The organism is Mesorhizobium terrae (assembly GCF_008727715.1).
Taxonomy (GTDB): Bacteria; Pseudomonadota; Alphaproteobacteria; order Rhizobiales; family Rhizobiaceae; genus Mesorhizobium; species Mesorhizobium terrae.
This window is the reverse complement of record NZ_CP044218.1, coordinates 1,163,944-1,188,452: the sequence shown is the minus strand read 5'-3', so window position 1 is coordinate 1,188,452 and position 24,509 is coordinate 1,163,944. Positions and strand designations below refer to the sequence as shown.

Genomic DNA, 24,509 nt, shown 5'->3' with positions numbered 1-24,509 from the left:
GAAAGCATTCGTTAACACATGCGCCTGGTTATCTTGTGACAAAGGGCGACGGACGATGCCCGCGACGTGACAGGAGGATCGCTAGCGCTTTGCTGGTCGATCATCCCGCTCATGGAGCAACAGCACCCCTTCACCCTTGTCGGTGGAGAGCAGGACGATGCCGGCTGCCTCGAATGCCCTGCGAACCTGATCGCGCGTCGTCTCATACACCTCCAATCCATTCTCGGATTCGAGGCGCTTGAGCGCGGTCAGCGATGTCCGGGCCTTGTCAGCGAGCGTCTCCTGTGTCCACCCCAGCAACGCGCGCGCGGCCCGTGATTGTCGGGCGGTGATCATGCATGATCACCTCCCACCGACGCGAACGCACCTGCCAGAACTACGACTTCTCTATTCGGGCCAATCGGATAGCGAGGCTTCCCGCGCGCTCCGCTGGCTCATTTACATACTATAGTTGATAAACTCAAAGTATGTAAATCACGATCCTCCTGCGCATGGATATGCGCAAATTGGTCGGCCGGAACTTCGCCCGCCTGCGTCGGGAGAAAGGCCTGACCCAGGAAGAGGTCGAAGCGCGCTCCGGTTTCAGTCAACAGTATCTCAGCAGCCTTGAACGCGGCCGGAGGAACCCGACCGTGATCACGCTTTATGAATTGGCTCAGGCCCTCGGCGTCAGCCACATGGAATTGGTCCGGCCCGACGATCAGCTTTGAGCCGTATTCCCGCGAGGATCATGCTTCTCTTCGTGGTCGGCACGAGGCCGCCACAGGATGGGATCAGAAGAGCCGGCGGAGCAATCTATAATGCGGCTTCGCGTTGGACATGCCGACGCTGCCAAGTCGTATTTGCGAACTCACCGTCCCTCGTCCCCTCGCAGGGAGACGCCTCAGTCAGACTTGCGCCTGACCGAACCTATGTCAGAGGAGCGGCGGCCTCTGGCCGCTTACCCCAGTCGAACTCAGTTCCATCCACCCACATGCGATGCAGTATGACACCGATGCGGCGAGCGAGGGCGACGATCGCCTTCTTGTGGCCTCGACGTCGCGAGACCTGAGCAGCCCAAGCCTTTAGGGTGGACCAGCGTTTTACGCGAGTCAGTAGCACCTGTGCTGCCTCGTAGAGCGCGCTGCGCGTCATGGCGTCACCCCATCTCGAAATGCGGCCGGTGCGATCCACTTCGCCGGATTGGTGCTTGCGCGGCGTCAGACCAAAATGGGCACCAACGGTTCGCGACCGAGTGAAGCGAGATGGGACATCGACCGTTGCCCGGAAGATGAGCGCTACGAGCGGGCCGACCCCCGGCACCGTCATAAACCGGCGCGAAACAGTGTCGTCCCGCGCGAGACGGACAAGCAAATCGTCCAACCGACCGAACTGCTCCCGCAGCGATCGCCGCGCCAACAGGACCGTATCAGCGACTATGTGTAGGTCGCTTCCTGCGATCAGTTCCCGTACTCGCGGCTCGAAATCGCGCGCCGTGACTTTGCCGAGGTGATATCCGAAGTTTCGGATGAGACCACGGATTTCATTTTCAACATCCTGGAGCTTGTTTCGCAGGAGTTGGCGGGCCGTCAGGACGGTCCGAAGGCGCTGGCTTGTCGGCGTCTTGACGTGGACGGGTTTGAAGAGGCCGACGCGCATCATCTGCGCGATTCCGCGCGCATCATGCCGGTCGGTCTTGTTGAGTTGCGCGGAGAGAGCCGCCTTCATGTGCCGGGTCTCTACACACACGATGGGAATGCCGGCTTCGGCTAAATGCCCATAAATGTGCTGAGACAGCATCCCTGCTTCGAGACCGACGCGGACGACTGGAAGCGGGAGCGACAGGATATGCTGCGCAATCTCTTCCGGATTGGATGAAAGCTTTCGTTCATGCGCTACCTGCCCATCGGCGTTGACAACGCAGAGATTGATTGTTCGGGCGGAAACATCCAGCCCAATATAATAGCTTTGAGACATGCCGAACTCCTCCGAATCAAGAGTCGACACGTCTCATAACCAATCTACAGACCATTTTGTAAACTACGACTATTTCAGTCGTTCTCGGGACTAGACTGGCCCTTGGGCCGCGACGAGCCATCACCTATTGCATCGTGCGCCTCCTTCAGGATATTCCAGCCACCCTTGAGCACGATGCCGCCAACCAGCAACCCGATGATTAGGTCAGGCACCGGGGACGCGAAGAACATGACCGCGGCACCCGACGCGACAATGCCGGCGTTCGCCAGCATATCGTTCGTCGTAAAGATCCAGGACGCTTTGAGATGCACACCTCGATCCCGATGCGACCGCAGCAGTTTTAAGCAAACTACATTCAGCGCGGCATTGGCGAGAGCCGTGACGATCATGGCGAGGCCGATTGGCTCGGCACCCACGAAGAAACGGCGAAGCACCTCCACGAACAATGCAAGTCCAAAGGCGATCAGAAGCAAACCCGAAAGACGCGCCACTCGCACCTTTGCCACGATCGTCCGGCCGACGGCATAAAGGCTGACGGCATAAACGCCGGCATCTCCCAAATTATCCAGGGCGGCACCCAAGAGACCTGTCGAGTCTGCGATAACGCCGACGACACCGGCCACGATCACCTGCAAGAAGTTTATGGCAAGAACCCAGATAAGAGTCCTGCGTTCGGCGGCATTGCTCGCGTCAAGCTCGATTTCACCTTCTTCTTGTTGTTTTTCACTCATACACGTTTCCGATATTTTGCATCTCAAGTGAAATAGCCCAAAGCAACCGCCCAGATGAGTACGATACCGAGAACACCTCGGTAAATAACAAACGGCCAGGCGGAAAAACGCTCGAGAACGCGCATCAGCCCCCAAATCGCACAGAACGCGGAAATAGAAGCCACGACGAGCCCGACAAGAAGTAGTGACCAGCCGTCGGCGGAAAGCTGCACTTTGTGGAGTTCCCAGAGCTCCTTGAAGCCAGCCAGGGCGATTGCCGGCAGGCCAAGAAGGAATGAGAACCGCGCCGCCTCATCTCGCTTCAGGCCGAGGGCGAGCGCCGCAGTCAAAGTCGAGCCTGAACGCGAAACGCCAGGAATCAGCGCTCCGATTTGAGCAATTCCCACGATCATTGCATCGATGGCCGATGTGTTCTCAAGCGTTCGTCGGTGCCGGGCAAAAATCTCCGCGAGCGCCAGGAGGACAGCCATGACGATGCACGCCCAGCCGATGACTTCGAGAGTACGAAGCGGCGAGCCGCACGCGTTCAACGCTCCAGACAAGGAAAGGCCGGCAATACCGATCGGGATCGTGGCAAGGAGAATTCCGACCGAGAAGCGGAAGTGTCGATCTCGGAAATCCCGATTTGCGACGGCACGCAGCGAATTGGTGGCTAGTTGGCTCACGTCGCTCCAGAAATAACTGACGACTGCAGTAAGCGCTGCAAGCTGCATGGCGGCTGAAAAGGCTGAGCCAGGATCCTGCCAACCGAGCAGCGCAGGCACGATCCGCATATGGGCGGTCGAAGAGATCGGTAGCAACTCGGTGATGCCTTGGACAAGTCCGAGCAGGGCGACCTTGCCATAGCCTAGCGCCACGAATCCGGTGTCGACGCCTTGAGTACACGCTCCCGTCATTCTGGCTCCCGGTTGTTGCGCGGCGCGGGCGCGCCCCGATGAATCACGCGCCAAAGTTCGGCGGGGGTTCTGAAGCCGACTGACGAGTCGCAGCAATTCGCGGCAGCCAGCGAGTCCCTCAACCGATCGCTCCCAGCATCGGAAACGTCATCAGCATCCAAATGGCGATCTCCTGCAACCTCCCGGTCATCATCAAAACGCCGACGCCGATCATGACCGCACCACCGCCGATGTTCAGCGCGGCACCGACGCGGCGCATGCGCTTCAATGCGGCTGCCGCGTTTCCCATGAAGAGGGCCGTGAGTAGAAACGGCACACCGAGGCCGAGGCCGTAAGTTCCGAGAAGAATCGCGCCGTTGCCTGATGACGTCGCGGTTACCGTGAGGATGGAGCCCAATACCGGGCCAATGCAGGGCGTCCAGCCGAAGGCAAAGGCGACACCCAGCAGGAAGGCGCCGACCGGTCCATTGACCTGGCGCGGTCCGTTCCATCGGCGGTCGGTCATGAGTATCGGGAGGCGAAGGAGCCCCGTCATCGCCAAACCGAAGACAATGACCAGAGCTCCGCCGATCAGGTTGGTTTCCATCTGGAAGCGTTGGAGAAGGCCGCCGAGGGCCATCGCGCTGACTCCAAGCAGCACGAATATGGTCGTGAACCCGAGCACGAACAGCAGCGCAGGGCGGAAGATGTGAAGCCGGGATACCGCATCACTGCTGCCGGTCGTGCCGGCGCCACCAGCGACATAGGACAGGTAGCCCGGCACGAGCGGCAGGACGCAGGGTGAAAGGAAGGAGATAGCGCCGGCAGCGGCCGCTGTCGCCAGCCCGAGCAACGATATTTCCAGCGCCGCCATGCTCAGCGCTTCCCGTTGCTAAGCGGCTCCTGCGTGCGAAGCACCGGTTGGGTCGAAAAAAGCGATCCAGCCAGGAGCAGCGCGACGCCAATGCTGATTGCAACATCCGCCATGTTGAAGGTCGGCCAATGCCAGTTGCCTATGTGAAAATCGAGAAAGTCTGTCACCGCGCCTTGATGCACGCGGTCAACGATGTTGCCGGCGGCGCCGCCGGCGATCAAACCGAGAGCCGTTGCTTCAATGGTCCTGCGGGTCCGCATTGCCCAAACGAGAAGACCGACCGTGATCGCCACTTTGATCCCGGCCAACACCAACGGATGCTCGAGGAAGACATCTTGGAACATCCCGAAGCTGACTCCGGTGTTGAAGCCGAGCGTCAGGTTGAAAAAGGGCACAACCTCGATCACGCGTGGCGGGACCATGACGGCATTTATGATCAACCACTTCGTAGCAACGTCGAAAAGAAGCGCGGCCACAAATGCGCCGCCAACCCATATCGCGATATTTCTAGCGGGACGTTCGGCCACGATGATTCCTTGTGTTCTTCGGGTTCTGATCGGCATTTCTGTCGTCAGCGGCCGCCCCAATACAGGGCGGCCGCTATTGGCTCAATGCGCAGTTGCAGGGCGAGCCACAGTGGAATGCTGGCGCTCCTGTGCTCGAACCTTTGCGCCGCCGACTGGGCCACCATCTCTCTGGCGCTGTTCCCGATTGAGGAGCCGCAAACCGTTGAGAACGACCAGCAGGGAGGCCCCAACATCGGCGGCGATCGCGCCCCAAAGGGATGCGAGACCGATCACCGTCAGCACTGTGAACAACAGCTTCACGGCGATCGAGAAGGCGATATTCTGCCGAATGACGGCGAGCGTGGCTCGTGAATGGCGCACGAGCCAGGGAAGTCTGGAGAGGTCGTCCGACATCAGGGCGACGTCTGCCGTTTCGATGGCTGCGTCGCTCCCCATTGCGCCCATGGCAATGCCGAGATTGGCGCGGCCCATGGCAGGGGCGTCATTGACCCCGTCACCCACCATGGCGACGACGCCATAGCGCCGAACCAGGTCCTCGACGGCCGTGACCTTGTCGCCGGGCAGAAGTTCCGCGCGAACTTCATCAATGCCGGTCTGCTTGGCAATCGCCTCGGCGGTGGCCCGATTGTCGCCTGTCAGCATCACCACTTTTTCCACGCCCGCCCGATGCAGCGCGGTGACGATATCCTTGGCTTCAGCCCTCACAGCATCGGCAACAGCGATCAGTCCCCAGACTTCCTGGCCGTCGCCAACGGCGACAATGGTCCGGCCAGCGCCGGAAAGTGTGTCGGCGCGTTCCAGGATGGCCGGTGAGCCGACCGCGCGTTCATCGAGGTAGCGGCGTGACCCAAGCCAGACTTCGCGACCGGAGACGCGGCCGGTCATGCCGCGACCCGTGATGGCCTGGACGGCCTCGGCCGGTTGTGCGGCAATGCCGTTTTCTGTTGCCCTCGCCAAAATAGCGCGGGCGATGGGGTGCTCGCTGCGCGCCTCGAGGGCTGCTGCTAACCGAAGAAGGTCATCCTCGTTTCGGCTGCCGAGCGCCAAGATCTCCACGACCTGAGGACGTCCTTCGGTGAGCGTCCCCGTCTTGTCCATGGCGATTGCTTTCAAGCGCGCCGGCGTCTCGAGATGGACGCCGCCTTTCACCAACACGCCCTGCTTCGCAGCTCCCGCAAGGGCAGCCACAATGGTCACGGGCGTCGAGATGACAAGGGCGCAGGGGCAGGCGATCACGAGCAATACGAGGGCGCGATAGAACCAAACCTCCCAGCCACCACCGAGCAACAGCGGCGGCACCAAAAAAACGGCTATCGCGAGCGCCATAACGACGGGCGTATAGACGCGTGCAAATTTCTCGACCCACTGCTCGCTGGGAGCCCGCCGGCCCTGCGCGGAGCCGACCATGCGGATGATCTGCGCGAGCGTGGTATCGCTTGACGCCTTGGTGGTCACGACGTCCAGCGCGCCTTCGCCGTTGATGGTGCCTGCAAAAACGTCGTCTCCTTCCGATTTGAAGACCGGGACGCTTTCGCCGGTGATCGGTGCCTGGTTGACCTCACTCTCTCCGGCGGCCACACGGCCGTCGAGCGGTACTTTATCGCCAGGTCGAATAATGATGTGCGAACCGACACGGACTTCGGCTGCCGGCACGTCTCTCTCCGTGCCGTCTTCAAGCATGATGCGCGCGGTCGGCGGCGCGAGCTCCATCAGGGCCGCCACGGCCCGCCGCGCTCGGCCGAGGCTCCAGGCCTCGAGAGCAAGGGCGAGCGCGAAGAAGAACGAAACCGTTGCGGCTTCGAACCAAGCGCCAATTCCGATCGCACCCACGACGGCGATCACCATCAGGAGGTTCATGTCGGGACGCAGGCGCCTGGCCGCGAGCCAAGCCTTCGGGGCCACGTAACGCACAGCACAAAGCGCGGCGAGCGTATAGAGAATGACGCTTAGCAGCGGCGTTGCACCTGCACCATGTTCGCCTGCCTCGAAGGCCGCGATGATTCCACCTCCGACCCAGGCGTGAACCGCAAATCCGATCGCGACGAACAGGCCGCTCGCAGCAGTCAGCCATGATTGAATGCGTCTGCGCCGCTCTTCTGCCCGTGCCCCTTCGCTGGTGGCGCCCTCGGTCCAGGGCTCCGCCTGCAGGCCGGCGCGTACAACGGCCTTCTCGATCTTGGCCTCCAAGGCGGCGTCAGGCGCCATGTCGATCGACATGCGGCCGTTAAGAAGGTCGAAAGCGAGCTTGTCCTCACCAACGAGCGGGCCGACTTCGCGCTTCAGGGCGGCGATCTCGTCGGCACAATCCATGCCATGGATTCGATAGACAACGCCGCCAGGCAGATTGATCGGCGGCGGGCTGAGGGCTTCCTTCACGTTGGTCGCGCAACCGCACGCGGATCCTGCGGCATCGCAGGTTGCCTGCTCAGCAACGGCCGGCGCTGTCCACAGCTCAGCCCGCATCCCGGTTCGCGCGACCGCCTGTTCGATCTCTTGGAGGGTTGTCCCGCTCTGAGGTGCAATGGTCATCGCACCCTGCGAAGTGTCGAAGGCGAGCTTATCCTCGCCAACGAGCGGTCCCAGTTCCCTGGTCAGAGCAGCCACCTCATTCTTGCAGTCGAGGCCGCGCACACGCAGGAGCATGGTTTCGGCCGAACCATCCTGGATGAGAGAGCCTGACATCCCGGTTCTTGAGATGCCGCTCACGAGTTCGTCGATCGAGGCACGGTGCTGAGGCGCGACCGTCATCAACCCCTTTGCTGTGTCGAAGGCGAGCCAGTCCTCACCGCCAACCAGAGGGCCGATTTCGCGCTTGAGCATCGCGACCTCGTTTTTGCAATCGAGGCCCTCGACCTTGAACAGCCACGCCGACGCGGAGGACTTATCCAGCTCAGCCAGCAATTGTGCCCTCATTCCAGTGGTAGCGACCGCCTGCTCAATGGTATCGAGTGCCGGAGCGGTCAGGCCCGCGACCTCCATGACACCGCCCTTGGTGTCGAACGACAACTTGTCCTCGCCACCGACGACGGGACCGACCGCGGCACGAAGCATCCGAACTTCGTTCTGACAATCCAAGCCCTCAACCTTGAAGCGTAACGTGCCTAAGGTGCTTCTAGCCTCGGCTTCAATAGTCATTGCGGTCTCCTAAATTTGCTTATTCTCTCGAGCCCGGCTCGAATCCTTTCACGCACCATACATTCTGTAGTGGCTACAGGAGCAAGAGGCCTTTCAATCGTTTTTTGCCGTCCAAGCGAGCGACAGACGTCAGCGTCCGGCGGCTATCAGCCCGACCACAATTCCATAGCTCGCGATTATTGAGGCGCCGGTGAGCGCCATGCCAAAAGCCCGGCCTGAGACTCGTTTGGCGTAGCCGAATGCAAAGGTGATGCGGCCAACCAGAAACAGAGCAACCAGCAGCGGTATGAGCACCAGTTCGGTTTCTCGCAGAAGCGCTGCTAGGGTCAGATGTGCGCCAAAAGCCAGTACTGTCTGCTCCAATGAATTCTGCAGCACCGCGGCACGCACGGCGATTGCCGGGCTGGGTTTGCCGAACGCCGAGCCCCGTATATCCGCCGGCGAATAGAACCTGCCTCTGCTCACCGCGCCGACGCAGCCGGCCAGCCAGAGAAACATGAGAATACTCGCCTTCAACGTGAACGCGATCCGCTCACCGAAGTCCATCTCTGGGCTGAGGCCGAACAATTCAGGAGGCAGCCAGGCATAGCCAACCACAAGGACGACCGCCGCGAAGGCGAGCGCGACGGCTGAGGCTCGGACAATGCCCACCTGGTCAGAACTGAGCCTCTTGAACACTGTCCTTGCTCCTTGTCGTCCTCCGCCGCCTGCCTGTGGTGATGAAAGACCGGGGGCGACCACTCATCGCGCGTGGGTTCACACGCCCCGATCATAGGTATATAAATCCTGTAGTAACTACAGAATCAACCCTTGCGAGGGGTCGAGGCCGTGACTGAACCCGGTCGCCGTAACAGCGGTCACGGCCACTTGGTGCCGAGATCGGGCACCGCAAGAACACGAGATGAGACCGGCGGATGAGCTTCTATTCGATTTATCAGCAGGGTTTCGTTCGCGTGGCTGCCTGTACACCGAAATGCGAAGTCGCCGATCCCAGCTACAATGTCGCTGAGACGCTCGCGCTCGCCCGCGACGGTGCGCGCCAGGGTGTTGCGCTGATGGTGTTCCCGGAATTGGGCCTCTGCGGTTACGCGATTGACGATCTTCTCGGCCAAGCCGCGTTGCTGCAGCGGGTGGAACAAGCGATCGAGGAAGTCGCGGCCGCGAGCCGCGAGCTTTCGCCGGTTCTGCTCATCGGCGCGCCGCTGGTGCGGGAAGGACGACTCTACAATTGCGCTGTCGCCGTCCATCGTGGGCGCATTTTGGGTGTTGTTCCCAAAGGACATCTGCCGAATTATCGGGAATTCTACGAAAAGCGTTGGTTCGCTTCGGGCCGAAACTTGAAAGGCGCTACCATCGAGATCGCTGGTCAGTCCGTCCCCTTCGGAATGGATATGATTTTCGCGGCCGAGGATTTGCCAGGCTTCGTCTTCCACGTCGAGCTGTGCGAGGACGTATGGGGACCGGCTCCGCCCAGCGACTTTGCCGCGCTCGCTGGCGCTCTCATCCTTACCAACCTCTCGGCCAGCAACATCACTGTCGGCAAGGCCGAAACCCGCCGGCTGCTCTGCGCAACCCAATCGGCGCGGTGCTGGGCTGCATACATCTATTCCGCGGCCGGTCCGGGCGAGTCGACGACGGACCTCGCTTGGGACGGTCAAGCCTGCATTTATGAACTCGGGCAGCTGCTGGCAGAGACCGAACGGTTCCCGCAGGACTCGCAAATGGCCATCGCCGATGTCGACGTTGATAGGCTCAGACTGGAGCGCCTGCGCACCGGCACCTTCAACGAGGCGGCCATCGCACAAGCTATGCCTGAAGACAGGTTCCGGCGTATCGGCTTCCGGTTCGAGCCGTCGATGACGGACCTCGGGCTGCGCAGGGCCGTCGCGCGCTTCCCCTATGCTCCAGCCGATCCGGCACGCCTCGACCAGGACTGTTATGAGGCCTACAGCATCCAGGTCCAGGGGTTGATGAAGCGCCTTCAGGCGACGGGCATCCGCCGCGTCTGCATCGGGGTCTCCGGTGGTCTGGACTCCACTCACGCGCTGATCGTGGCGGCGAAAGCGTTCGACCGGCTAGGCTGGCCCCGGTCCGACATTCTCGGCTTCACGATGCCGGGCTTCGCGACGGGGGAGGCCACCAAGGCAAATGCCTGGACGCTGATGCGTAGTCTCGGCGTCACCGCCGAGGAGATCGACATCAAGCCGTTGGCGCAGCAGATGCTGGCGTCACTTCAGCATCCGTTCGCGCAAGGCGAGCCGGTTTACGACGTGACGTTCGAGAACGTGCAGGCGGGCCTGCGCACGGACATCTTGTTCCGTGCAGCCAACCAGCGAGGCGCCATGGTGCTTGGCACTGGCGATCTGTCCGAAATCGCGCTCGGCTGGTCGACCTACGGTGTCGGCGACCATATGAGCCACTACAACGTCAACGCGTCGGTGCCGAAAACACTCATCCAGCATTTGATCCGCTGGGTGGCACAGTCAGCCGCCTTCGATGAGGCAACGAACGGCACGTTGCTCTCCATTCTTGACACTGTGATTTCGCCAGAACTCGTGCCGGCCGGCGAAGGCGGCGCCTTACAAAGTACGGAGGAGAAGATTGGGCCTTATGAACTGCAGGATTTTACCCTGTTTTATTTGACGCGCTATGGCCTGAAGCCATCGAAGATCGCTTTCCTGGCCTTCCATGCCTGGCGTGACGCCACCGCCGGAGCTTGGCCTCCACAGTATCCGGAAGAGCGCCGTCGCGCATATGATCTGCCCACAATCAGATCGTGGATGGAGGTGTTCCTCTATCGCTTCTTCACGATCAGCCAGTTCAAGCGCTCGGCGTCGCCGAACGGCCCCAAAGTCACTGCTGGCGGCTCGCTGTCGCCGCGCGGCGATTGGCGCGCTCCGTCGGATGGCAACGCCCGCCTCTGGTTGGAGGAGTTGCGCGCTCACACGCCGTCGGAATGAACGTGCCCTGAGGGTTGGCGCTCAGCGGCCAACGGCAATCGGCGCACGGATGCCGATGACGCTTCCGCCCAGTTGTTATCCCTACTCGAACCACCGTTACGGAATGAATTCGCCATGATCACCATCGGAGCCTTGTCACAACGGACAGGCGTCAATATCGAGACAATCCGCTACTACGAGCGGATCAATCTCATCCCGCCGCCGCCCCGCACAGAGAGCAGGCGGCGCCTCTATGAAGCAGAGGATGTTCGGCGACTGACGTTCATACGCCATTCCAGGGATCTCGGCTTCGACATCCCGGCTATTAAGACGATGCTCGCTCTGCAGGAAAGGCCAGAGTCCTCTTGTGAGCAGGTGAGCCGAATTGCCACCGATCAGCTCGAAGCCGTCGAGGTGCGGATCCGACGCCTTCTCGGACTTAAGAGCGAGCTCACTCGGATGATCAAATCGTGCGACAATGGGAAAGTCGCATCGTGCCGGATCATAGAAGTTTTAGCTGACTCACCCAACTCGCATGATGCCCCCTGAATCGCTGAGGAATTCAGGAACATCCACGACTTTGTTGGCTAGGGAGTGCCCGAATACCCCATCTATAATAGTCGTTCTTGGCAACGTGCGCGAGGAAAATCGAGGCTGAGCGTCGATTCGCACCGCGCCTCACGGGCGACTGATTCGGTCGCCCGCTGGCGCGCCGCCAGCGACGCGGGAAGGCCCCACCCGGTTCGACCGGGCGGGGCCTTGGCCCGGGGATCACTCCCCGCTGCGGCGGCCGTTGGGGCGGGACCAGATGAGGCTGTAGCCTTCGCCTTCCTCGTCGTCGAAGAGGTTGGCATAGATCGGAGCGGTGAAGCTCGGATCGTCCAGCTTCAGGCCGAGATAATCGCGACCCTCGTTGGAGCGCTTGGCCCAGGCGGCGCCGATCTCGACCCGGCCGACGAAGACGCGGTGGCTGGGGGCGTTGTCGCCGGAGCGGTTGGCCTCGGGCACGACGCGGACGTTCTTGGTCTGGAGCGAGAGGGTGACGATTTCGCCGGTGAACTCGTTGTTGCCGGTTTTCTTGAAGGTGCCGATGGTCGCCATGATAGTTCTCCTTGAACTCTGTTCCGAGCCCGCACCATTGCGGCCTCGATGGCGATCGGTGGGCCGGAGGCGATCGACGCGGCATCGCTTGCGACCGGAGCAACGCGGAGGACGGCGTGGACACGACTTTCTTGTCTCGCGAGGAATGACGGCGCAGCCGTCAGGGGAAGAAAGTCGAGACGCGCCGTTGCGGCATAGGCGATCGAGGCGCAGCCGACCTTCGGCCAGATCAGCCCATTGAAGAGGCCGTTTTGGAGCGGTCGACCTGACAGAGATGCATCAACGGAGAACCTGGCGACATCGTCATAACCGCCAGGACCCGGCAACGACGTCGCCGACGGCGATCTTTCCTTCGTGCAGGCCTCATGAAAGTCCGAACGCCGTTGCCGACCACATTGCTCAAAGACACGAACGGCGACACCCTGATGTTGGCCGAGTTTCGTGCGCCGCCTGACTTCACAGCATTCTCTAACGCGGTTGCGCGTGTCCGGCTCCACTGCTGGTCAGTGTCATCAAGACGTTTGCCGACACCCCCGATGATGAGGGAAGCGCAAGGTCACAATCAGCTCCGCGTCTGCCTCGGCCGCATCGTGGGGCTCAACCTTGCGCCAGGCCCTGTCCGGTCGAACCGGGTGTGGCCATTGCAACCATCCGTGTAAGGGCGGTGACACCGACAGCGATGGCCCCAACAACGGAAAAGGCGAGCTGCCAGCCCTCCGACGGCATGGTGTGTTTCACGATACCATGCGTGGCGTGATAGCCGGCGATCGCCGCCGGCGCGACGAAGGCCAGCGCGATGGCGATACGTGCCCAGAGCGGTCGCACGAAGACGAGCAGAAGTTGGCCGATGCCGAAGGTCAGGCCGGCTGCAAGTGCGCCAACGATGATCGCGCCGAGCCAGCCGGCGCCGGTGTAGGCCCACGTTCCCGCGGTTACGCCCGCGAAGAAGGGCAATGCGAAGACGGCGAGTGTGAACAGCAGCCAGCAGAAGAAGCCGATCGCCGCAATGGAAAGAAGGATGCCGATAAAGATCATGGTGGTGTCTCCGTAAGCAATGCTCGAACGGTTGCGCCTCCACCACCACCACGGCGCGGTGCCGAGCATAGCAAAAGATGATCACTGGCGGGAGCGGAAACCGGCAAGGTTTCCGCTGCGGCTGTGGCGATCTTCGCCCCAGTCATGGGGCGAAGGGATCGATTTCGTGGACGATTTCCGAGTCGTCGCCGTCGAATTCGGTGGCAGGGGTGACCGAGAGGGTGCCGTCACCGGCGCGGAAGATTACGATGGCGACCATCAGGCTGGTGGCGAGGCTGAAGGCGAAGGCGTGTGCGTCGGGGAAGGACATCGATCCGGCTCCTGTTTGGAGCGGGGGACCATCCCCCGCTGACAGGTGCCCGATGTGTTCGGCCGAGGGCTGCAATCACCGCGCAGGCAGAGCCGAAGCGGCGGCACGCGTAAGCGTAGTCCGACCCTTCACGGGTTGATGGCGTTAGGCCATCGGCTGGACCAAGGATTAGCGCCATTCAGCGGGAGGTGGTCGTCTCCGAGCGAGGAGCCGGAACGATTCAAGCGTGAAGAACGTGAAGCCGTATTGCTTGGACAAGCTGACGCCCGACCTCACATGCGTCGTATGCAAGACCTGGTGGCCATGGTGTCGACGACTCTCGCTGAAACCCGCCACCTTGAAAGTGCGGATGGAGGTAACCGATAACCCATTCGACACGTGAAGGTGGGGCCAAGCCGGCTTGGGTCGAATAATAGAGTGCCCTGGCGAGATCGTGCCCGATATTCGCGCGGTTCCAATCGTCATTGGTCGCGACATTGAGAAGATACGATTTCAGGAGCAGCTCGATGGCGATGGCCATCGCATGCAGGGCCTCATTGTCCAATCCGCGACTCGCCGCCCACTCAGCGGCTTCAACTTTTACGGCGGCATTTTCCAAGAGAACCTGGGCGAGTACGGCGTCCGAACGTGCGGGGACCGGAAGTGGCGTCAATCGTGGCGTGGATTACGCTATGCCATGCGCTCGGTTTATTGCGGATAGCGAATTGATGAGGCGGCGCTTACGCGCCGCCGAACTTCCAGACCGGGATGCCGAGCTTCTTGGCCTTGTCGGCGAGGTTGTCGTTGATGCCGGTGCCCGGGAAGTGCAGCACGCCCTTCGGCACGATCTGCAGCATCTCATCGTTGCGCTTGAAGGGCGCAGCCCGGCCGTGCTTCGTCCAGTCGGGTGCGAAGCCGATTTGCGGGACATTGCGATTCTTGGCCCAGAGAGACGCGATCTTTTCGGCGCCCTTCGGCGATTTGCCGTGGATCAGCACCATGTCGGGGTGCTTCTCGTGGACCTGGTCGAGCTTCGCCCAGATCAGACGATGGTTGTCGAAATCGAGCCCGCCGGTGACGGCGATCTTCGGGCCAGGCGGCAGGAGCACCTCCTGCTCGGCGCGCTTCTTCGCCATGAGGAAGTCGCGGCTGTCGATCATCGCCGAGGTGAGGTTGCGGTGGTTGACCTTCGATCCCGAGCGCGGAAGCCAGGGTTTGCCGATCTGGCGTTCATAGTGCTCGGCGGCCTGGTCGCGCATTAGTTCGAAGGCGGTCTGGCGCTCGACCAGTGTCATGCCCTCGGCGGTGAGGCGCTCGAGATCGACTGACTTCACCTCGCTGCCGTCCTGTTCGCGCTGGGAGCGCTTTTGCGCCTGCTCGTTATCGTCGAGTTCGCGGTTGATCCGCTCGGCGGCGCGATGGAAGACGTTAACGGTCGACCAGAGGAGATCGTCGAGGTCGGGTTCGAGGCGTGAGTCCTCCAAGGTCACGATCAGCGCGTCGAAGATATCGGCGATCGCGCCCGCTACCGCGTTGCCGTCTGGCAGAAGCCGCTGGTCTGGTTCATCGGCGAAGGGCCGGTAGCCGTGGAGCTGCAGTTCGTTGAGGACATGGTCGGTTGCTGAGGATTCGTGGTGCGGTTCGTAGTCGTCGTGCTCGTGCATGGGATGCTCCGTCGGTTGGACCGCGACCGTCGCGGCCTTCATGGCGACGAAGCCCACCGGCGGGACGGCGCTGCACCCGGAGCGCAAGCGAGGGGCCGGAGCGTCAGCGGAGGATGGCGCAGGCCGGCTATTTTGCCTCGCGATGGAAAGCGGCCCCTTAGGGCCGCGCCGGAAAATAGTCGGCCGCAGCCATTGCCGGGCCGGCCCGCCTGTGGGCCGATCGCCCTCTCGAAGGCCGAGGCGCGGTCCTCTCCGATCCCCTGCATCTGCGTGAACACGGCGTCGATGCCGTCCCACAGCTTCTTTGCCGGCTATGCCGCCGGCGCCATGAAGCGTGCGACGTCCTGCGGCCCGAGCTGCACCCGCGTCTGGCTGCGCAGCGTCGCGAGGCCGAGGGCGCGGAGATCCTCGTTGAAGTCGCCGAGCTGTGGCGAGATCACGATCGCCTCGATCCCGGCCGCGTTCGCCCGTTCGACCAGGCTGTCACGCGCTCCGTCACCGGCCGGATCGTCATCGCGCAAGATGTAGAGCCGCCGTAGCGTGTCGGGGAAGAGGATGGCGGCGAGATGTGCTGCGGAGAGCGCCGCCACCATCGGCATGTTGGGGACGACTTGTCGGACCGAGAGGACCGTCTCGATGCCTTCGCCGGCCGCCATCACGTCGCCGCCGACGCCAAAGCGAACCACGTTGCCGAGGAGATCGCCCATCGCCCGGCGCGGGGTGTCGAGGGGCGCCTTGTCCAGGCGTTGAGGGTCGAGCCAGGTGCGATGCGCCCCGGTGATCCTGCCCGCAAGATCGGTGACGGCGGCGATCATCGCCGGCCATGTCTCGGTCGGCGCGTGTTCGTCAGACCGATAATAGCAGCGTGGGTGGAAATGCAGATTTCCGGTTCCACGGAGATCCGTAATGCCGCGTTTCCGGAGATACGCCGCGACGATTGTGCCCGCAATCGGCTGTGACATGCGGATGAGACGCCGTGCGGCTTCGGGCGATCCATGCGGTGCAGGCGCCAGAGGCTGGAACGCGGACGGTTCCGGCTCGGGTGGTGGCATACTGAGGAACAGCCGCGCCTCTTCAGCGACATCCTTGAAGTCGATGAGGCCGCAGCTTTCGCGGATCACGTCGAGGAGGTCGCCATGTTCGCCCGTCGCGGCATCGGTCCATTTCCCGGCGGGGCCTTTGGGCGAGTCCTTGAGGCGGACATACATCGAGCGACCCTTGGTGTTGCGGGCGTCTCCGACCTGCCAGTAATTGCCCTGGCGATGGCCGTTGCCGAGATAGTGGCGGCACACCGCCTCGGCCTGTCGGCCGAGACGCTGCGCGAGATCGGATGCGTCGAGACGAACCATCACGCAGCCTCCCGTTCGCCGACGCGCTGGATCGGATAGGTGCCGATCAGCTTGCCGATGATAGCCGCACCATCCGCGCCCACGGGCACGAAGAAGCGGAGCTTCCACGAGATGATCTCGCTGAAGAGACCATAGGCGCGCAGGCGCTCACGCATCGCGTCGATGAAACCTGAGAGTTCGATGCGATCGGCGCCCATGACGCGCACGCGGCGGAGCTGGAGGCCTTCGGCCAGGTCGAGGATCGTCTTGCCCTCGACCAGCGCGGCATAGGCATGGCCTGCCGACAGGCTCGTCGTTCCGACCGTGGTGGCGTTGGCGACCCAGGCGGGCGACACGCGGCGGCCGATGATCCGTTCCCCGTCGTCGGTCTGGAGCCGATAGACGCGGCTCGATTCGTTGGGCAGCCGCTTCCAGATCGGCAGCAGCAGGCCGGCGACGATGTGGATGGTGGAGTCGGAATAGGCCGGCACCTCCGCGACCTCGGCGTTCCAGGCGGCGGTGAACTCGGCCCGGCTGGCGGCGATCCAATGGCTCTCGTCCATCATGCGGAGCGATGCATGATGATGCTCCATCGGCCGGATCAGCCGCACGCGGCGTTCGATCTCGCCATCGTCGAGCATCAGCGATGGCGCTGGAAGCTGAACGGCGGCGCGGTGGGAACGCTCGTTGACCAGCAGCATGGCGGCCGGATCATCGAGCCACGCCATCGCCTCCTCGGCGGTCATCGGCCGGTTGCGTTCGCGTTGCTGGATGGTGAGCAGGCTGGTTTCCGCGCCGGTGCCGGGATGGGTGTAGATGGTCTGGCGCTCGGTGACGACGAAGCTCTCCGCGCGTAGCGTTTCCAGCCCGACGTCGTAGATGCCGGCGGCGATCGCGCCCTCGACCTTAGCGGTCAGGAGCTGCTCGAAGGCGGCGAACAAGATGTCCTGCAGGTCGATGGTCAGCGCGAGAAGGCGATTGAGGAAGGTCGTGATCGGCGGCAGCTCGTCCTTGATGCCGTTGTCGTCCATCAGCTTCAGGCCGGTCGTTTCCTCGAACCGCTGGAGCGAGCATCCCTCGACCTTGCCGCGGACGATCAGGATGTAGAGCTGGCGCAGTGCATCGCGCGCATAGTGGCTCTCCAGATTGTCCTCGGGCCGGAACAGGCCTTGGCCGCCGGTCTGGCGCTGGCCGCGCGTGATTGCGCCCAGCGTGTCGAGCCGGCGCGCGATGGTCGAAAGGAAGCGCTTCTCCGCCTTCACGTTGGTCGCGATCGGACGGAACAGCGGGGGCTGCGCCTGATTGGTGCGGTGGGTGCGGCCGAGGCCCTGGATCGCGGCGTCAGCCTTCCAGCCCGGTTCGAGGAGATAGTGGACGCGCAGCCGCGTGTTCCGCGCCGACAGCTCGGCATGGTAGCTGCGGCCGGTGCCGCCGGCATCGCTGAAGACGAGCACGCGCTTCATGTCATCCATGAAGGCCTGCGTCTCGGCGAGGTTAGCGGAGGCCGCGCGGGTCTCGACCGCAAGGCGCTGCCCCTTGCGCACGATGCGGCGCGAGCGGCCGGTGACCTCGGCCACCATGTCCGCGCCGAAATGCTGGACGATCTGGTCGAGCGCGCCGGGGACCGGTGGGAGGCTGGCGAGCTTCTCGATCAGCTCGGTGCGGCGTGCGACCGCCTCGCGGCTCTCGACGGGCTGGCCATCGCGATAGACCGGACGGGAGGACATGTTGCCCTCGCCGTCGGCGAAGGGCTCATAGAGCTGCACCGGGAAGCCGGTTTCGAGGTAGGACAGAACGTACTCACGCGGCGTGATGTCGACGCGAATGTCGTTCCATTCCTCGGTCGGGACTTCGGCTAGGCGCCGTTCCATCAGGGCCTCGCCGGTCGAGACGATCTGGATGACGGCGGAATGGCCGGCCTCCAGATCCTGCCCGATCGAGCGGATCAGCGTCGGCGTCTTCATTGAGGTCAGCAGGTGACCGAAGAAGCGTTGCTTGCAGCTTTCGAAGGCCGAGCGTGCGGCGGATTTGGCCTGGCGGTTCAACGTCCCGGTCGAGCCGGTGATGTTTGCCGCCTGCATGGCCGCGTCGAGATGGTTATGGATGATGGCGAAGGCGCCGGCATAGGCATCGTAGATGCGCCGCTGCTCGGGCGTCAGCTCGTGCTCGACCAGCTCATATTCCACGCCGTCGAAGGAGAGCGACCGGGCGGTGTAGAGACCGAGCGCGCGCAGGTCGCGGGCCAGCACCTCCATCGCCGCGACGCCGCCGGCCTCGATCGCCTCGACGAACTCCGCCCGGGTCGGAAAGGGGAAATCGTCGCCACCCCACAGGCCCAGCCGCTGCGCATAGGCAAGGTTCTGGACCGTGGTGGCGCCGGTCGCCGAGACATAGACGACACGCGCATTGGGCAAGGCGTGCTGCAGGCGCAGTCCCGCGCGCCCTTGCTGCGAGGGCGTGACGTCGCCGCGTTCTCCCTTGCCGCCGCCGGCGTTCTGCATCGCGTGCGCCTCGTCGAAAATGATCACTCCGTCGAAATCGGAGCCCAACCATTCGACGATCTGCTTGACCCGCGAAACCTTCTCGCCGCGGTCGTCGGAGCGCAGCGTGGCATAGGTTGTAAATAGGACGCCTTCCGGCAGCGTGATCGACTTGCCCTGCGGGAAGCGCGAGAGCGGCGTGACCAAGAGGCGCTCCATGCCGAGGGCGGACCAGTCGCGCTGCGCGTCCTCGATCAGCTTGTCGGATTTGGAGATCCAGACCGCCTTGCGCCGGCCCTGCATCCAGTTGTCGAGCACGATGCTGGCGGACTCGCGCCCCTTTCCAACGCCCGTGCCGTCGCCGATGAAGAAGCCGCGACGGAAGCGGACGACACCGCTGGCATCATCGGCGGCGGCCGCCACGACGTCGAACGTGTCGTCGACCGTCCAGGAGCCCGCGAGAAAATCGGAATGGGCTTCGCCCGCGAAGATCAGGGTTTCGAGCTGGGCATCGGAAAGCGAGTTCAGGATGGTCGCAGGAAGCGTCGGCCGATAGCTCGGCTTCGGCGGAGCGACCGAAGCCATGGCGGCGGACTGCACGAGCTTGGTGGGATGGGCCTTAGAGCCGGGAATGCGGATCGTCTGCAATCCGTATTGCTCGTAGATCGCATCGCTGAGCCGCGCGCCCTCGGCCGGGGTCCAGTCGACGGTCTCATAGGCGAGTGGTGCGCCTTGAGGATCGGCGAGGCTCGCGCGGGTCGATGATGTCGCCGCGGTGCGCGCGAGATAGCCGCGAACGGTGCGCGGTGCAGCGCTGATCGGCATGACCTGAACAGCGGGCGCAAGGGCCAAGCGCGGCGGCACATGCTCGGCGATCCACGTCATCAGCGTGGCGATGTCCGGCGCCGTGCCGGGGGATGCCGGAAAGGAGAGCGGATCGTCGGCCGGGATCTTGTCGATCACGGTCAGCCGGGTTTCGACGGTCGTGCCGTGCTTGGCGTAGACCGAGCCGTGGACGGCAGCGGTGAACACGACGCGGCCTCGCTCCTGCAGGCGAACGAAGGCGTCGCGCCAGGCCGGCATGTCCGGGCCGAAGTTCGCGCCGGTGATCGCGACCAGGCGCCCGCCATCGGCGAGCCGGGCGAGCGCGGATGCGAGATGGCGATAGGCCGCGTCGGCGATGCGTCCCTCGACATTGGCGAGCACCGAGAATGGCGGGTTCATCACCACGACGGTCGGGACGGTCGCCGGATCGAGATGATCGTCGATCTGCGCGGCGTCGAAGCGGGTGACGGGGATGGCCGGAAAGAGGGAGGAGAGAATCTCAGCCCGGGTCTCGGCGAGTTCGTTGAGGACGAGCGTGCCGCCCGCGATCTCGGCGAGGATGGCGAGAAGGCCGGTGCCGGCCGATGGTTCGAGCACGCGATCGACGGGGTGATGGCCGCCGCCGTGATCGCGGCCAAGCCGAGCGGGATCGGCGTCGAGAATTGCTGGAAAGCCTGGGCCTCTTCGGAGCGTCGCGTGTGGGTGGGCAGCAAACCCGCGATCTTGCTGAGCTGGGGAATGGCCGCGGCCGGAGAACCGGCTTTGCGCAAAAGCGCCTTTCCGTATTTGCGGAGCATGAGGACGGTGGCGGCCTCGCAGGCTTCGTAGGCGGCCTTCCAGTCCCAGGCGCCAGACGTGTCGGACGCGCCGAAGGTGATCTCCATGGCGGTGCGCAGGATCGCGGCGTCGATGCGCTCGCCGCGCTCAATGTGAGGAAGAAGGAGGTGTGCCGCGGCATGGATGGCGGCGGCATCAGTCGGCTGATCGGCACCGATCGGCAGCGCCGACGCTAGCGTGTGAGCGTTCATGGAAGAGGTCCTCGGGAGAGCGGAAACGGGGATGCCCGCCGGCGCTCTCTCTCGGACCGGACGGGCTCAAACCCGTCCCGGCCTTCCTCTCACTCTGCCGCGACCGTATCCCGGCTCATCGCTTGGCCTTCCACCGCGCGAGGCGCCCCGCTAGACTCCGGCATCCAACGCAAAGGCAGGATGCCGCCGCGCCTCGGATGATTTCCGCCGCGCTGCGGCGGGAGAGGAAGGAAGCAGCGGCATGAAGGGAAGCGTGGTCGGCATCGTCGCGGCGGGATGCCTGGTGGTGGGATTTGGAGCCGGGTTCGCCCTGCGGCCCGCATTGTTACCGGTAGCGGCGTCGCCGGCAGCGGCGGCCGGCGTAGCGCAGCCGACTGAGGCAGAGGCGACCGACGCGGTTCGGCGCCACCGGCTGTTCACGGGAACGTCGCTCGCCAACGCAACGCTGAAGCTCGGCGACTGCTCCCCTGGTGGGGTCGGCCCTGGTGTCACCTGCATGACGCAGCTCGTCATGGATTCGACCAAGCCGAACGCGACGCCGCAAAACCGGCCGATCGGCTTCGCGCGCGTCAACGGGCAATGGGAAGTGGCCGTCTGGTAGCCGCTATCGGGATGCCGGCTCGCTGCCGGGCGGAACATAGGCCTCATAGGGATTGCCGTCGGCGAGGTGTCCGAATGGCGTGAACAGATAATCGCCATCGCGGCTTACGGCGCAAATGACGTAGCGGGGTTCGCCTGTCACGGCATCAGCGCATTCCATCAGAGCTAGATGACCGTTCTCGGCGGCGCGCAGCAACGTCTGGAAATTGGCGCGGGCATGATCGGGAATGCTCATGATGCAGCTCCCTCGGCGAGCATGGTCGCAAGCCAGCCATCGGTATAGGTCCACGCCACAGTCGCGCCGGTTGCGAGATCAAGGACATGCGCGCCGCCGCCGAAACCGTCGAGACGCGGCCGCGAGCATGTGTTGGCGTACTGGAATCCCCAGCGCCCGGTGAGCTGGAATTCGGCGGCGCAGCGTTTGACGAACTGGATCAGCCGCTCTGGATCGCCGGTGACGTCGTCGCGCATCCATAGCTTCGTGCCGCCATGTTCGGGCTGAATGGAAAGGAGAAAGTTATCGGAGGGTGGATCCTCGGATGCTCCGTCCTCGGACAGTTGGTTGTAGAGGTCGAGCGCGCGAGCGGCGTTGTCAGCCGTGCGGACGTCGAGCAGGCATGAGAAATGGGTGAAGTATTCGGCCATGCGGCCTCTCCCAGAGAGCAGGGAACGGGAGAGCCGGCAGGCGCTCTCTCCTCCAGGTCTGGCTCGCCTCGTCCGGGCCAAACTCTCCCTCTCGATCGCCTCGCATGAAAAAAGCCCGGCGCCTTCGAAGGGACGCCGGGCTGATCAGATCAGGAAAGGTACATCGTCACTCGGCGGCGGCGAGGTGCTGTTCCTCGTCATCGTCGGCAACGGTCTCCTCGTCATCGCCAGCGAGGAAGTCCGGCAACGCGTCGTCGCCCTCGCCAGCATCCGCCTCGATGGTTCCAGCATCGATGCCGGAATTGCGCAGCGGCTCGGGCAGCCAGCCTGTCTCGACAAGGAGGCGTTCCGCTTCGGTCGCCATATCGCCCTTCTTCAGATGCTCGATGAGGTGGGCGGCACGCTCGCCGACGCCTTCACGCACGGCTTCGAGGATGCGGGGCTTGGTGACGCGACCGAGATAATTGGCAACCGTCGGCCGCCAGCCCGCTTCGGCCATGTCGAGCCCGACTGCGAGCGACAGGCGATCGGCCTCGGCGATACGCTGGTCAATGCTGTGCGCCGAGACGCGGCCACCATAGCGATCGGCCTTCTCGTAGAGCGCATTGACGCCGAATGAAGCGCAATGGGCGAAGAGTTCCGCCTGTTCGGGGCCAGTCAGTGCGGCCAGCCCATCCCAGAGATCAGCCACCTTGCCCGGGAGCCGCTTGCGCCAGCCATCATGCCGGGCCTCGATCGCCTTGGCATAGACGCTGTCACGCAACCCTTCGGGCTGCGAATGGAAGGTCGTGCCGCGCACGCTGACCTCCATCGCGAAGCCATACTGGCTGCCGCCGTAGAACACGTCCTGGCAGAACTTGTGCAGGACGGCGACGAAGGCGACCGAGGGATCGCTGGCGAGTTTGTCGCGCAGCGCGAGGGTGCGATCGGCGGTCAGCTCGGTGATGAGGCGATCAGGGAGCGGCTTGATCGTGTCGTCCTCGTCCTCCTCCTCGGACCCGGCGGGTTTGCCGCCGATGGTGATGACCGCACGCTGGACCGAAGGCGTCATCGGATGGTCAGCGTCATGTTCGCCATCATCCTGCTCATCCCCTTCGCCGCCGTCCAACTGGTTGGCGGGCTCGTCGTCGGGGCGGACATAGCCGCGGTCGATCGACAGCGTGCCGTCGGCATCCAAGCTGACGAAGACACCTGCGATCGCGATGTCTGCGGGCTCGTAGTGGACCGGCCGCTCGTCGAAGCTGGCGAGCGCGGTTTCGATTTCGCCAAGGCGCTGATCGATCTCGTCCGGCAACTCGTCGGCGTGCTCATATTCGGCCTCCAGCTTGGCGTACTCGGCGTTGAGCGCCTCGATGGTCGCCTGTTCGTCAGCCGTCAGGTCGAGCGGCGTGCCCACGATCTCGCGCAGGCCGTGGGTGGCGCCATAGGGGAAGCTCATCGCCACCTCGATCCATTTCCAGCCTTCGCCGGCGATCGCTTCGGCGGAGGCCTTCAGCTTGTCGGCGACCAGGCGATCGAGCAGCGCAGGATCCTGCAGCCAGCCGCCGTCGTCATCCTGGAAGAGATCGCGCAGCACGCAGCCGCCGGCGGTTTCATAGGCATCGATACCGACGAATACGGCCCGCTTGTCGGATGCGCGGACGGCGCTCTCGGTCAGCATGCGCCGGATCTGGTAGGGTTCCTTCTGCCAGCTATTGCGAACCGACTCCCAGACCTGCTCCTGTCGCGCATGATCGTCGGTGACGGTGAACGCCATGAGCTGTTCGAGCGTGATGCCGTCCTCGGCATAGATATCGAGCAGTGCCGGCGAGACGGCCGCGAGGCGAAGCCGCTGCTTCACGACCTGGACGGGCGCGAAGAATGCTGCCGCAATCGCCTCCTCGGTCATGCCCTTCTCGCGCATCGCCTGGAACGCGCGGAACTGGTCGAGAGGATGCAGCGGGGCGCGTTCGATATTCTCGGCCAGCGACACCTCGTCGACGAGGATGTCGGCATTGGCGTCCGACACCACGCACGGCACCTTGGAGGTCTTGGTGAGGCGCTTCTGCTTGACGAGGAGTTGCAGCGCGCGGAAGCGACGCCCGCCCGCCGGCACTTCGTACATGCCGGTTTCCTGTCCTTCGGCATCGAGCACCGGCCGGACGTGGAGGGACTGGATGAGACCGCGCCGGGCGATCGATTCGGCCAGCTCGTCGATCGAGACGCCGGCCTTGACGCGGCGGACGTTCGACTGGCTCAGCACCAGTTTGTTGAAGGGGATGTCCTGCGCCGACGACAGGGTGATCTTCTGAATGGCAGTTGCCATGAGACTTACTCCGCGACGGGCGCCGAGAGCCTCTCTCTCGATCCTAAACCCGTCACGAAGCGAAGCACCGCCCTCTCACTCTAGGAGGGCAGCGCATCGAGGGTCGGGGAAACGCTGGAGGAAAAACGCAAAGCCGGAGACACGGACAACCGCATCTCCGGCTTTGTGGGAA

General features: G+C 63.5%; 20 protein-coding genes and 1 pseudogene. 4 read left to right on the top strand and 17 right to left on the bottom strand.

Annotated elements, in window-relative coordinates:
- Nucleotides 1-81: 81 nt before the first annotated feature.
- A complete protein-coding gene (locus tag FZF13_RS06700) occupies nucleotides 82-336 on the bottom strand; it encodes a helix-turn-helix domain-containing protein (protein WP_024922546.1) in 255 nt (84 codons plus the stop codon).
- A gap of 155 nt (nucleotides 337-491) precedes the next feature.
- Here FZF13_RS06700 and FZF13_RS06695 point away from each other — a divergent pair, with 155 nt between their 5' ends.
- Entirely contained in the window at nucleotides 492-710 is a 219-nt protein-coding gene (locus FZF13_RS06695) for a helix-turn-helix domain-containing protein (protein WP_024343470.1), read from the top strand.
- Nucleotides 711-909: 199 nt separating this feature from the next.
- Here FZF13_RS06695 and FZF13_RS06690 read toward each other — a convergent pair whose 3' ends face one another.
- From FZF13_RS06690 to FZF13_RS06660, 7 genes are all read right to left on the bottom strand, one after another.
- Complete coding sequence (locus tag FZF13_RS06690; protein ID WP_024922547.1) at nucleotides 910-1,956, bottom strand: IS110 family RNA-guided transposase; 1,047 nt, start codon at nucleotides 1,954-1,956, stop codon at nucleotides 910-912.
- A gap of 74 nt (nucleotides 1,957-2,030) precedes the next feature.
- Complete coding sequence (locus FZF13_RS06685) at nucleotides 2,031-2,687, bottom strand: cation efflux transmembrane domain-containing protein (protein WP_024922548.1); 657 nt, start codon at nucleotides 2,685-2,687, stop codon at nucleotides 2,031-2,033.
- Nucleotides 2,688-2,710: 23 nt separating this feature from the next.
- Nucleotides 2,711-3,583 carry an undecaprenyl-diphosphatase UppP gene (gene uppP, locus FZF13_RS06680; protein WP_024343496.1) on the bottom strand — a complete coding sequence of 291 codons (873 nt, stop codon included), beginning with the start codon at nucleotides 3,581-3,583 and terminating at the stop codon, nucleotides 2,711-2,713.
- Between the two features lie 118 nt (nucleotides 3,584-3,701).
- Nucleotides 3,702-4,436: a cytochrome c biogenesis CcdA family protein gene (locus FZF13_RS06675; RefSeq protein ID WP_024343497.1), complete on the bottom strand. Its 735-nt coding sequence runs from the start codon at nucleotides 4,434-4,436 to the stop codon at nucleotides 3,702-3,704.
- 2 nt (nucleotides 4,437-4,438) lie between these two features.
- Nucleotides 4,439-4,963 (bottom strand): signal peptidase II, encoded by a 525-nt coding sequence (gene lspA / locus FZF13_RS06670; RefSeq protein ID WP_044411231.1) that lies wholly within the window; start codon nucleotides 4,961-4,963, stop codon nucleotides 4,439-4,441.
- A gap of 81 nt (nucleotides 4,964-5,044) precedes the next feature.
- Nucleotides 5,045-8,098 carry a heavy metal translocating P-type ATPase gene (locus FZF13_RS06665; protein WP_097142796.1) on the bottom strand — a complete coding sequence of 1,018 codons (3,054 nt, stop codon included), beginning with the start codon at nucleotides 8,096-8,098 and terminating at the stop codon, nucleotides 5,045-5,047.
- Between the two features lie 129 nt (nucleotides 8,099-8,227).
- Nucleotides 8,228-8,776 (bottom strand): MAPEG family protein, encoded by a 549-nt coding sequence (locus FZF13_RS06660; RefSeq protein WP_024338471.1) that lies wholly within the window; start codon nucleotides 8,774-8,776, stop codon nucleotides 8,228-8,230.
- A 236-nt stretch (nucleotides 8,777-9,012) separates the two neighbouring features.
- Here FZF13_RS06660 and FZF13_RS06655 point away from each other — a divergent pair, with 236 nt between their 5' ends.
- Nucleotides 9,013-11,058, top strand: a complete 2,046-nt coding sequence (locus tag FZF13_RS06655; RefSeq protein WP_024922550.1) for an NAD(+) synthase — start codon at nucleotides 9,013-9,015, stop codon at nucleotides 11,056-11,058.
- Between the two features lie 114 nt (nucleotides 11,059-11,172).
- The gene (locus FZF13_RS06650; protein ID WP_024338473.1) at nucleotides 11,173-11,586 is read left to right on the top strand and encodes a MerR family transcriptional regulator; all 414 of its coding nucleotides are present in this window, start codon (nucleotides 11,173-11,175) and stop codon (nucleotides 11,584-11,586) included.
- Between the two features lie 222 nt (nucleotides 11,587-11,808).
- On the opposite strand, the gene FZF13_RS06645 is transcribed toward FZF13_RS06650, so the two are convergent.
- The 6 genes and pseudogenes from FZF13_RS06645 to FZF13_RS06620 all read right to left on the bottom strand — a co-directional run bounded on the left by FZF13_RS06645 (nucleotide 11,809) and on the right by FZF13_RS06620 (nucleotide 20,787).
- Complete coding sequence (locus tag FZF13_RS06645; RefSeq protein WP_024922551.1) at nucleotides 11,809-12,138, bottom strand: DUF736 domain-containing protein; 330 nt, start codon at nucleotides 12,136-12,138, stop codon at nucleotides 11,809-11,811.
- A gap of 597 nt (nucleotides 12,139-12,735) precedes the next feature.
- Entirely contained in the window at nucleotides 12,736-13,173 is a 438-nt protein-coding gene (locus FZF13_RS06635) for a hypothetical protein (RefSeq protein ID WP_024922552.1), read from the bottom strand.
- A 142-nt stretch (nucleotides 13,174-13,315) separates the two neighbouring features.
- Nucleotides 13,316-13,483 (bottom strand): hypothetical protein, encoded by a 168-nt coding sequence (locus FZF13_RS28855; protein ID WP_162835316.1) that lies wholly within the window; start codon nucleotides 13,481-13,483, stop codon nucleotides 13,316-13,318.
- Between the two features lie 719 nt (nucleotides 13,484-14,202).
- A complete protein-coding gene (locus tag FZF13_RS06630) occupies nucleotides 14,203-15,126 on the bottom strand; it encodes a DUF2493 domain-containing protein (RefSeq protein WP_024922554.1) in 924 nt (307 codons plus the stop codon).
- Between the two features lie 311 nt (nucleotides 15,127-15,437).
- Nucleotides 15,438-16,475: a DUF7146 domain-containing protein gene (locus FZF13_RS06625; protein WP_024922555.1), complete on the bottom strand. Its 1,038-nt coding sequence runs from the start codon at nucleotides 16,473-16,475 to the stop codon at nucleotides 15,438-15,440.
- Nucleotides 16,475-20,787: pseudogene (locus FZF13_RS06620) on the bottom strand (strawberry notch-like NTP hydrolase domain-containing protein). The gene FZF13_RS06625 and the pseudogene FZF13_RS06620 overlap by 1 nt, the downstream one beginning before the upstream one ends.
- 241 nt (nucleotides 20,788-21,028) lie before the next feature.
- Here FZF13_RS06620 and FZF13_RS06615 point away from each other — a divergent pair.
- Complete coding sequence (locus tag FZF13_RS06615; RefSeq protein ID WP_024922557.1) at nucleotides 21,029-21,388, top strand: hypothetical protein; 360 nt, start codon at nucleotides 21,029-21,031, stop codon at nucleotides 21,386-21,388.
- A gap of 3 nt (nucleotides 21,389-21,391) precedes the next feature.
- Here the strand turns inward: FZF13_RS06615 and FZF13_RS06610 are convergent, their stop codons facing one another.
- The 3 genes from FZF13_RS06610 to FZF13_RS06600 form a co-directional block, all read right to left on the bottom strand.
- Nucleotides 21,392-21,622, bottom strand: a complete 231-nt coding sequence (locus tag FZF13_RS06610) for a DUF6117 family protein (protein ID WP_024922558.1) — start codon at nucleotides 21,620-21,622, stop codon at nucleotides 21,392-21,394.
- Nucleotides 21,619-22,032 carry a hypothetical protein gene (locus FZF13_RS06605; RefSeq protein WP_024922559.1) on the bottom strand — a complete coding sequence of 138 codons (414 nt, stop codon included), beginning with the start codon at nucleotides 22,030-22,032 and terminating at the stop codon, nucleotides 21,619-21,621. Before FZF13_RS06605 ends, FZF13_RS06610 begins: the two co-directional genes overlap by 4 nt.
- A gap of 166 nt (nucleotides 22,033-22,198) precedes the next feature.
- Nucleotides 22,199-24,337 carry a ParB/RepB/Spo0J family partition protein gene (locus FZF13_RS06600; RefSeq protein WP_024922560.1) on the bottom strand — a complete coding sequence of 713 codons (2,139 nt, stop codon included), beginning with the start codon at nucleotides 24,335-24,337 and terminating at the stop codon, nucleotides 22,199-22,201.
- Nucleotides 24,338-24,509 lie beyond the last annotated feature (172 nt).

Excerpts from the sequence above, each read along its gene's own strand:
- FZF13_RS06665 (WP_097142796.1), bottom strand. The coding sequence starts at position 8,098 with ATGACTATTGAAGCCGAGGCTAGAAGCACCTTAGGCACGTTACGCTTC.
- FZF13_RS06625 (WP_024922555.1), bottom strand. The coding sequence starts at position 16,475 with ATGGTTCGTCTCGACGCATCCGATCTCGCGCAGCGTCTCGGCCGACAG.
- FZF13_RS06690 (WP_024922547.1), bottom strand. The coding sequence starts at position 1,956 with ATGTCTCAAAGCTATTATATTGGGCTGGATGTTTCCGCCCGAACAATC.
- FZF13_RS06685 (WP_024922548.1), bottom strand. The coding sequence starts at position 2,687 with ATGAGTGAAAAACAACAAGAAGAAGGTGAAATCGAGCTTGACGCGAGC.
- FZF13_RS06675 (WP_024343497.1), bottom strand. The coding sequence starts at position 4,436 with ATGGCGGCGCTGGAAATATCGTTGCTCGGGCTGGCGACAGCGGCCGCT.
- FZF13_RS06610 (WP_024922558.1), bottom strand. The coding sequence starts at position 21,622 with ATGAGCATTCCCGATCATGCCCGCGCCAATTTCCAGACGTTGCTGCGC.
- FZF13_RS06630 (WP_024922554.1), bottom strand. The coding sequence starts at position 15,126 with ATGCACGAGCACGACGACTACGAACCGCACCACGAATCCTCAGCAACC.
- FZF13_RS06635 (WP_024922552.1), bottom strand. The coding sequence starts at position 13,173 with ATGATCTTTATCGGCATCCTTCTTTCCATTGCGGCGATCGGCTTCTTC.
- FZF13_RS28855 (WP_162835316.1), bottom strand. The coding sequence starts at position 13,483 with ATGTCCTTCCCCGACGCACACGCCTTCGCCTTCAGCCTCGCCACCAGC.
- FZF13_RS06600 (WP_024922560.1), bottom strand. The coding sequence starts at position 24,337 with ATGGCAACTGCCATTCAGAAGATCACCCTGTCGTCGGCGCAGGACATC.
- FZF13_RS06605 (WP_024922559.1), bottom strand. The coding sequence starts at position 22,032 with ATGGCCGAATACTTCACCCATTTCTCATGCCTGCTCGACGTCCGCACG.
- uppP (WP_024343496.1), bottom strand. The coding sequence starts at position 3,583 with ATGACGGGAGCGTGTACTCAAGGCGTCGACACCGGATTCGTGGCGCTA.
- FZF13_RS06700 (WP_024922546.1), bottom strand. The coding sequence starts at position 336 with ATGATCACCGCCCGACAATCACGGGCCGCGCGCGCGTTGCTGGGGTGG.
- FZF13_RS06615 (WP_024922557.1), top strand. The coding sequence starts at position 21,029 with ATGAAGGGAAGCGTGGTCGGCATCGTCGCGGCGGGATGCCTGGTGGTG.
- FZF13_RS06645 (WP_024922551.1), bottom strand. The coding sequence starts at position 12,138 with ATGGCGACCATCGGCACCTTCAAGAAAACCGGCAACAACGAGTTCACC.
- FZF13_RS06650 (WP_024338473.1), top strand. The coding sequence starts at position 11,173 with ATGATCACCATCGGAGCCTTGTCACAACGGACAGGCGTCAATATCGAG.
- FZF13_RS06655 (WP_024922550.1), top strand. The coding sequence starts at position 9,013 with ATGAGCTTCTATTCGATTTATCAGCAGGGTTTCGTTCGCGTGGCTGCC.
- FZF13_RS06695 (WP_024343470.1), top strand. The coding sequence starts at position 492 with ATGGATATGCGCAAATTGGTCGGCCGGAACTTCGCCCGCCTGCGTCGG.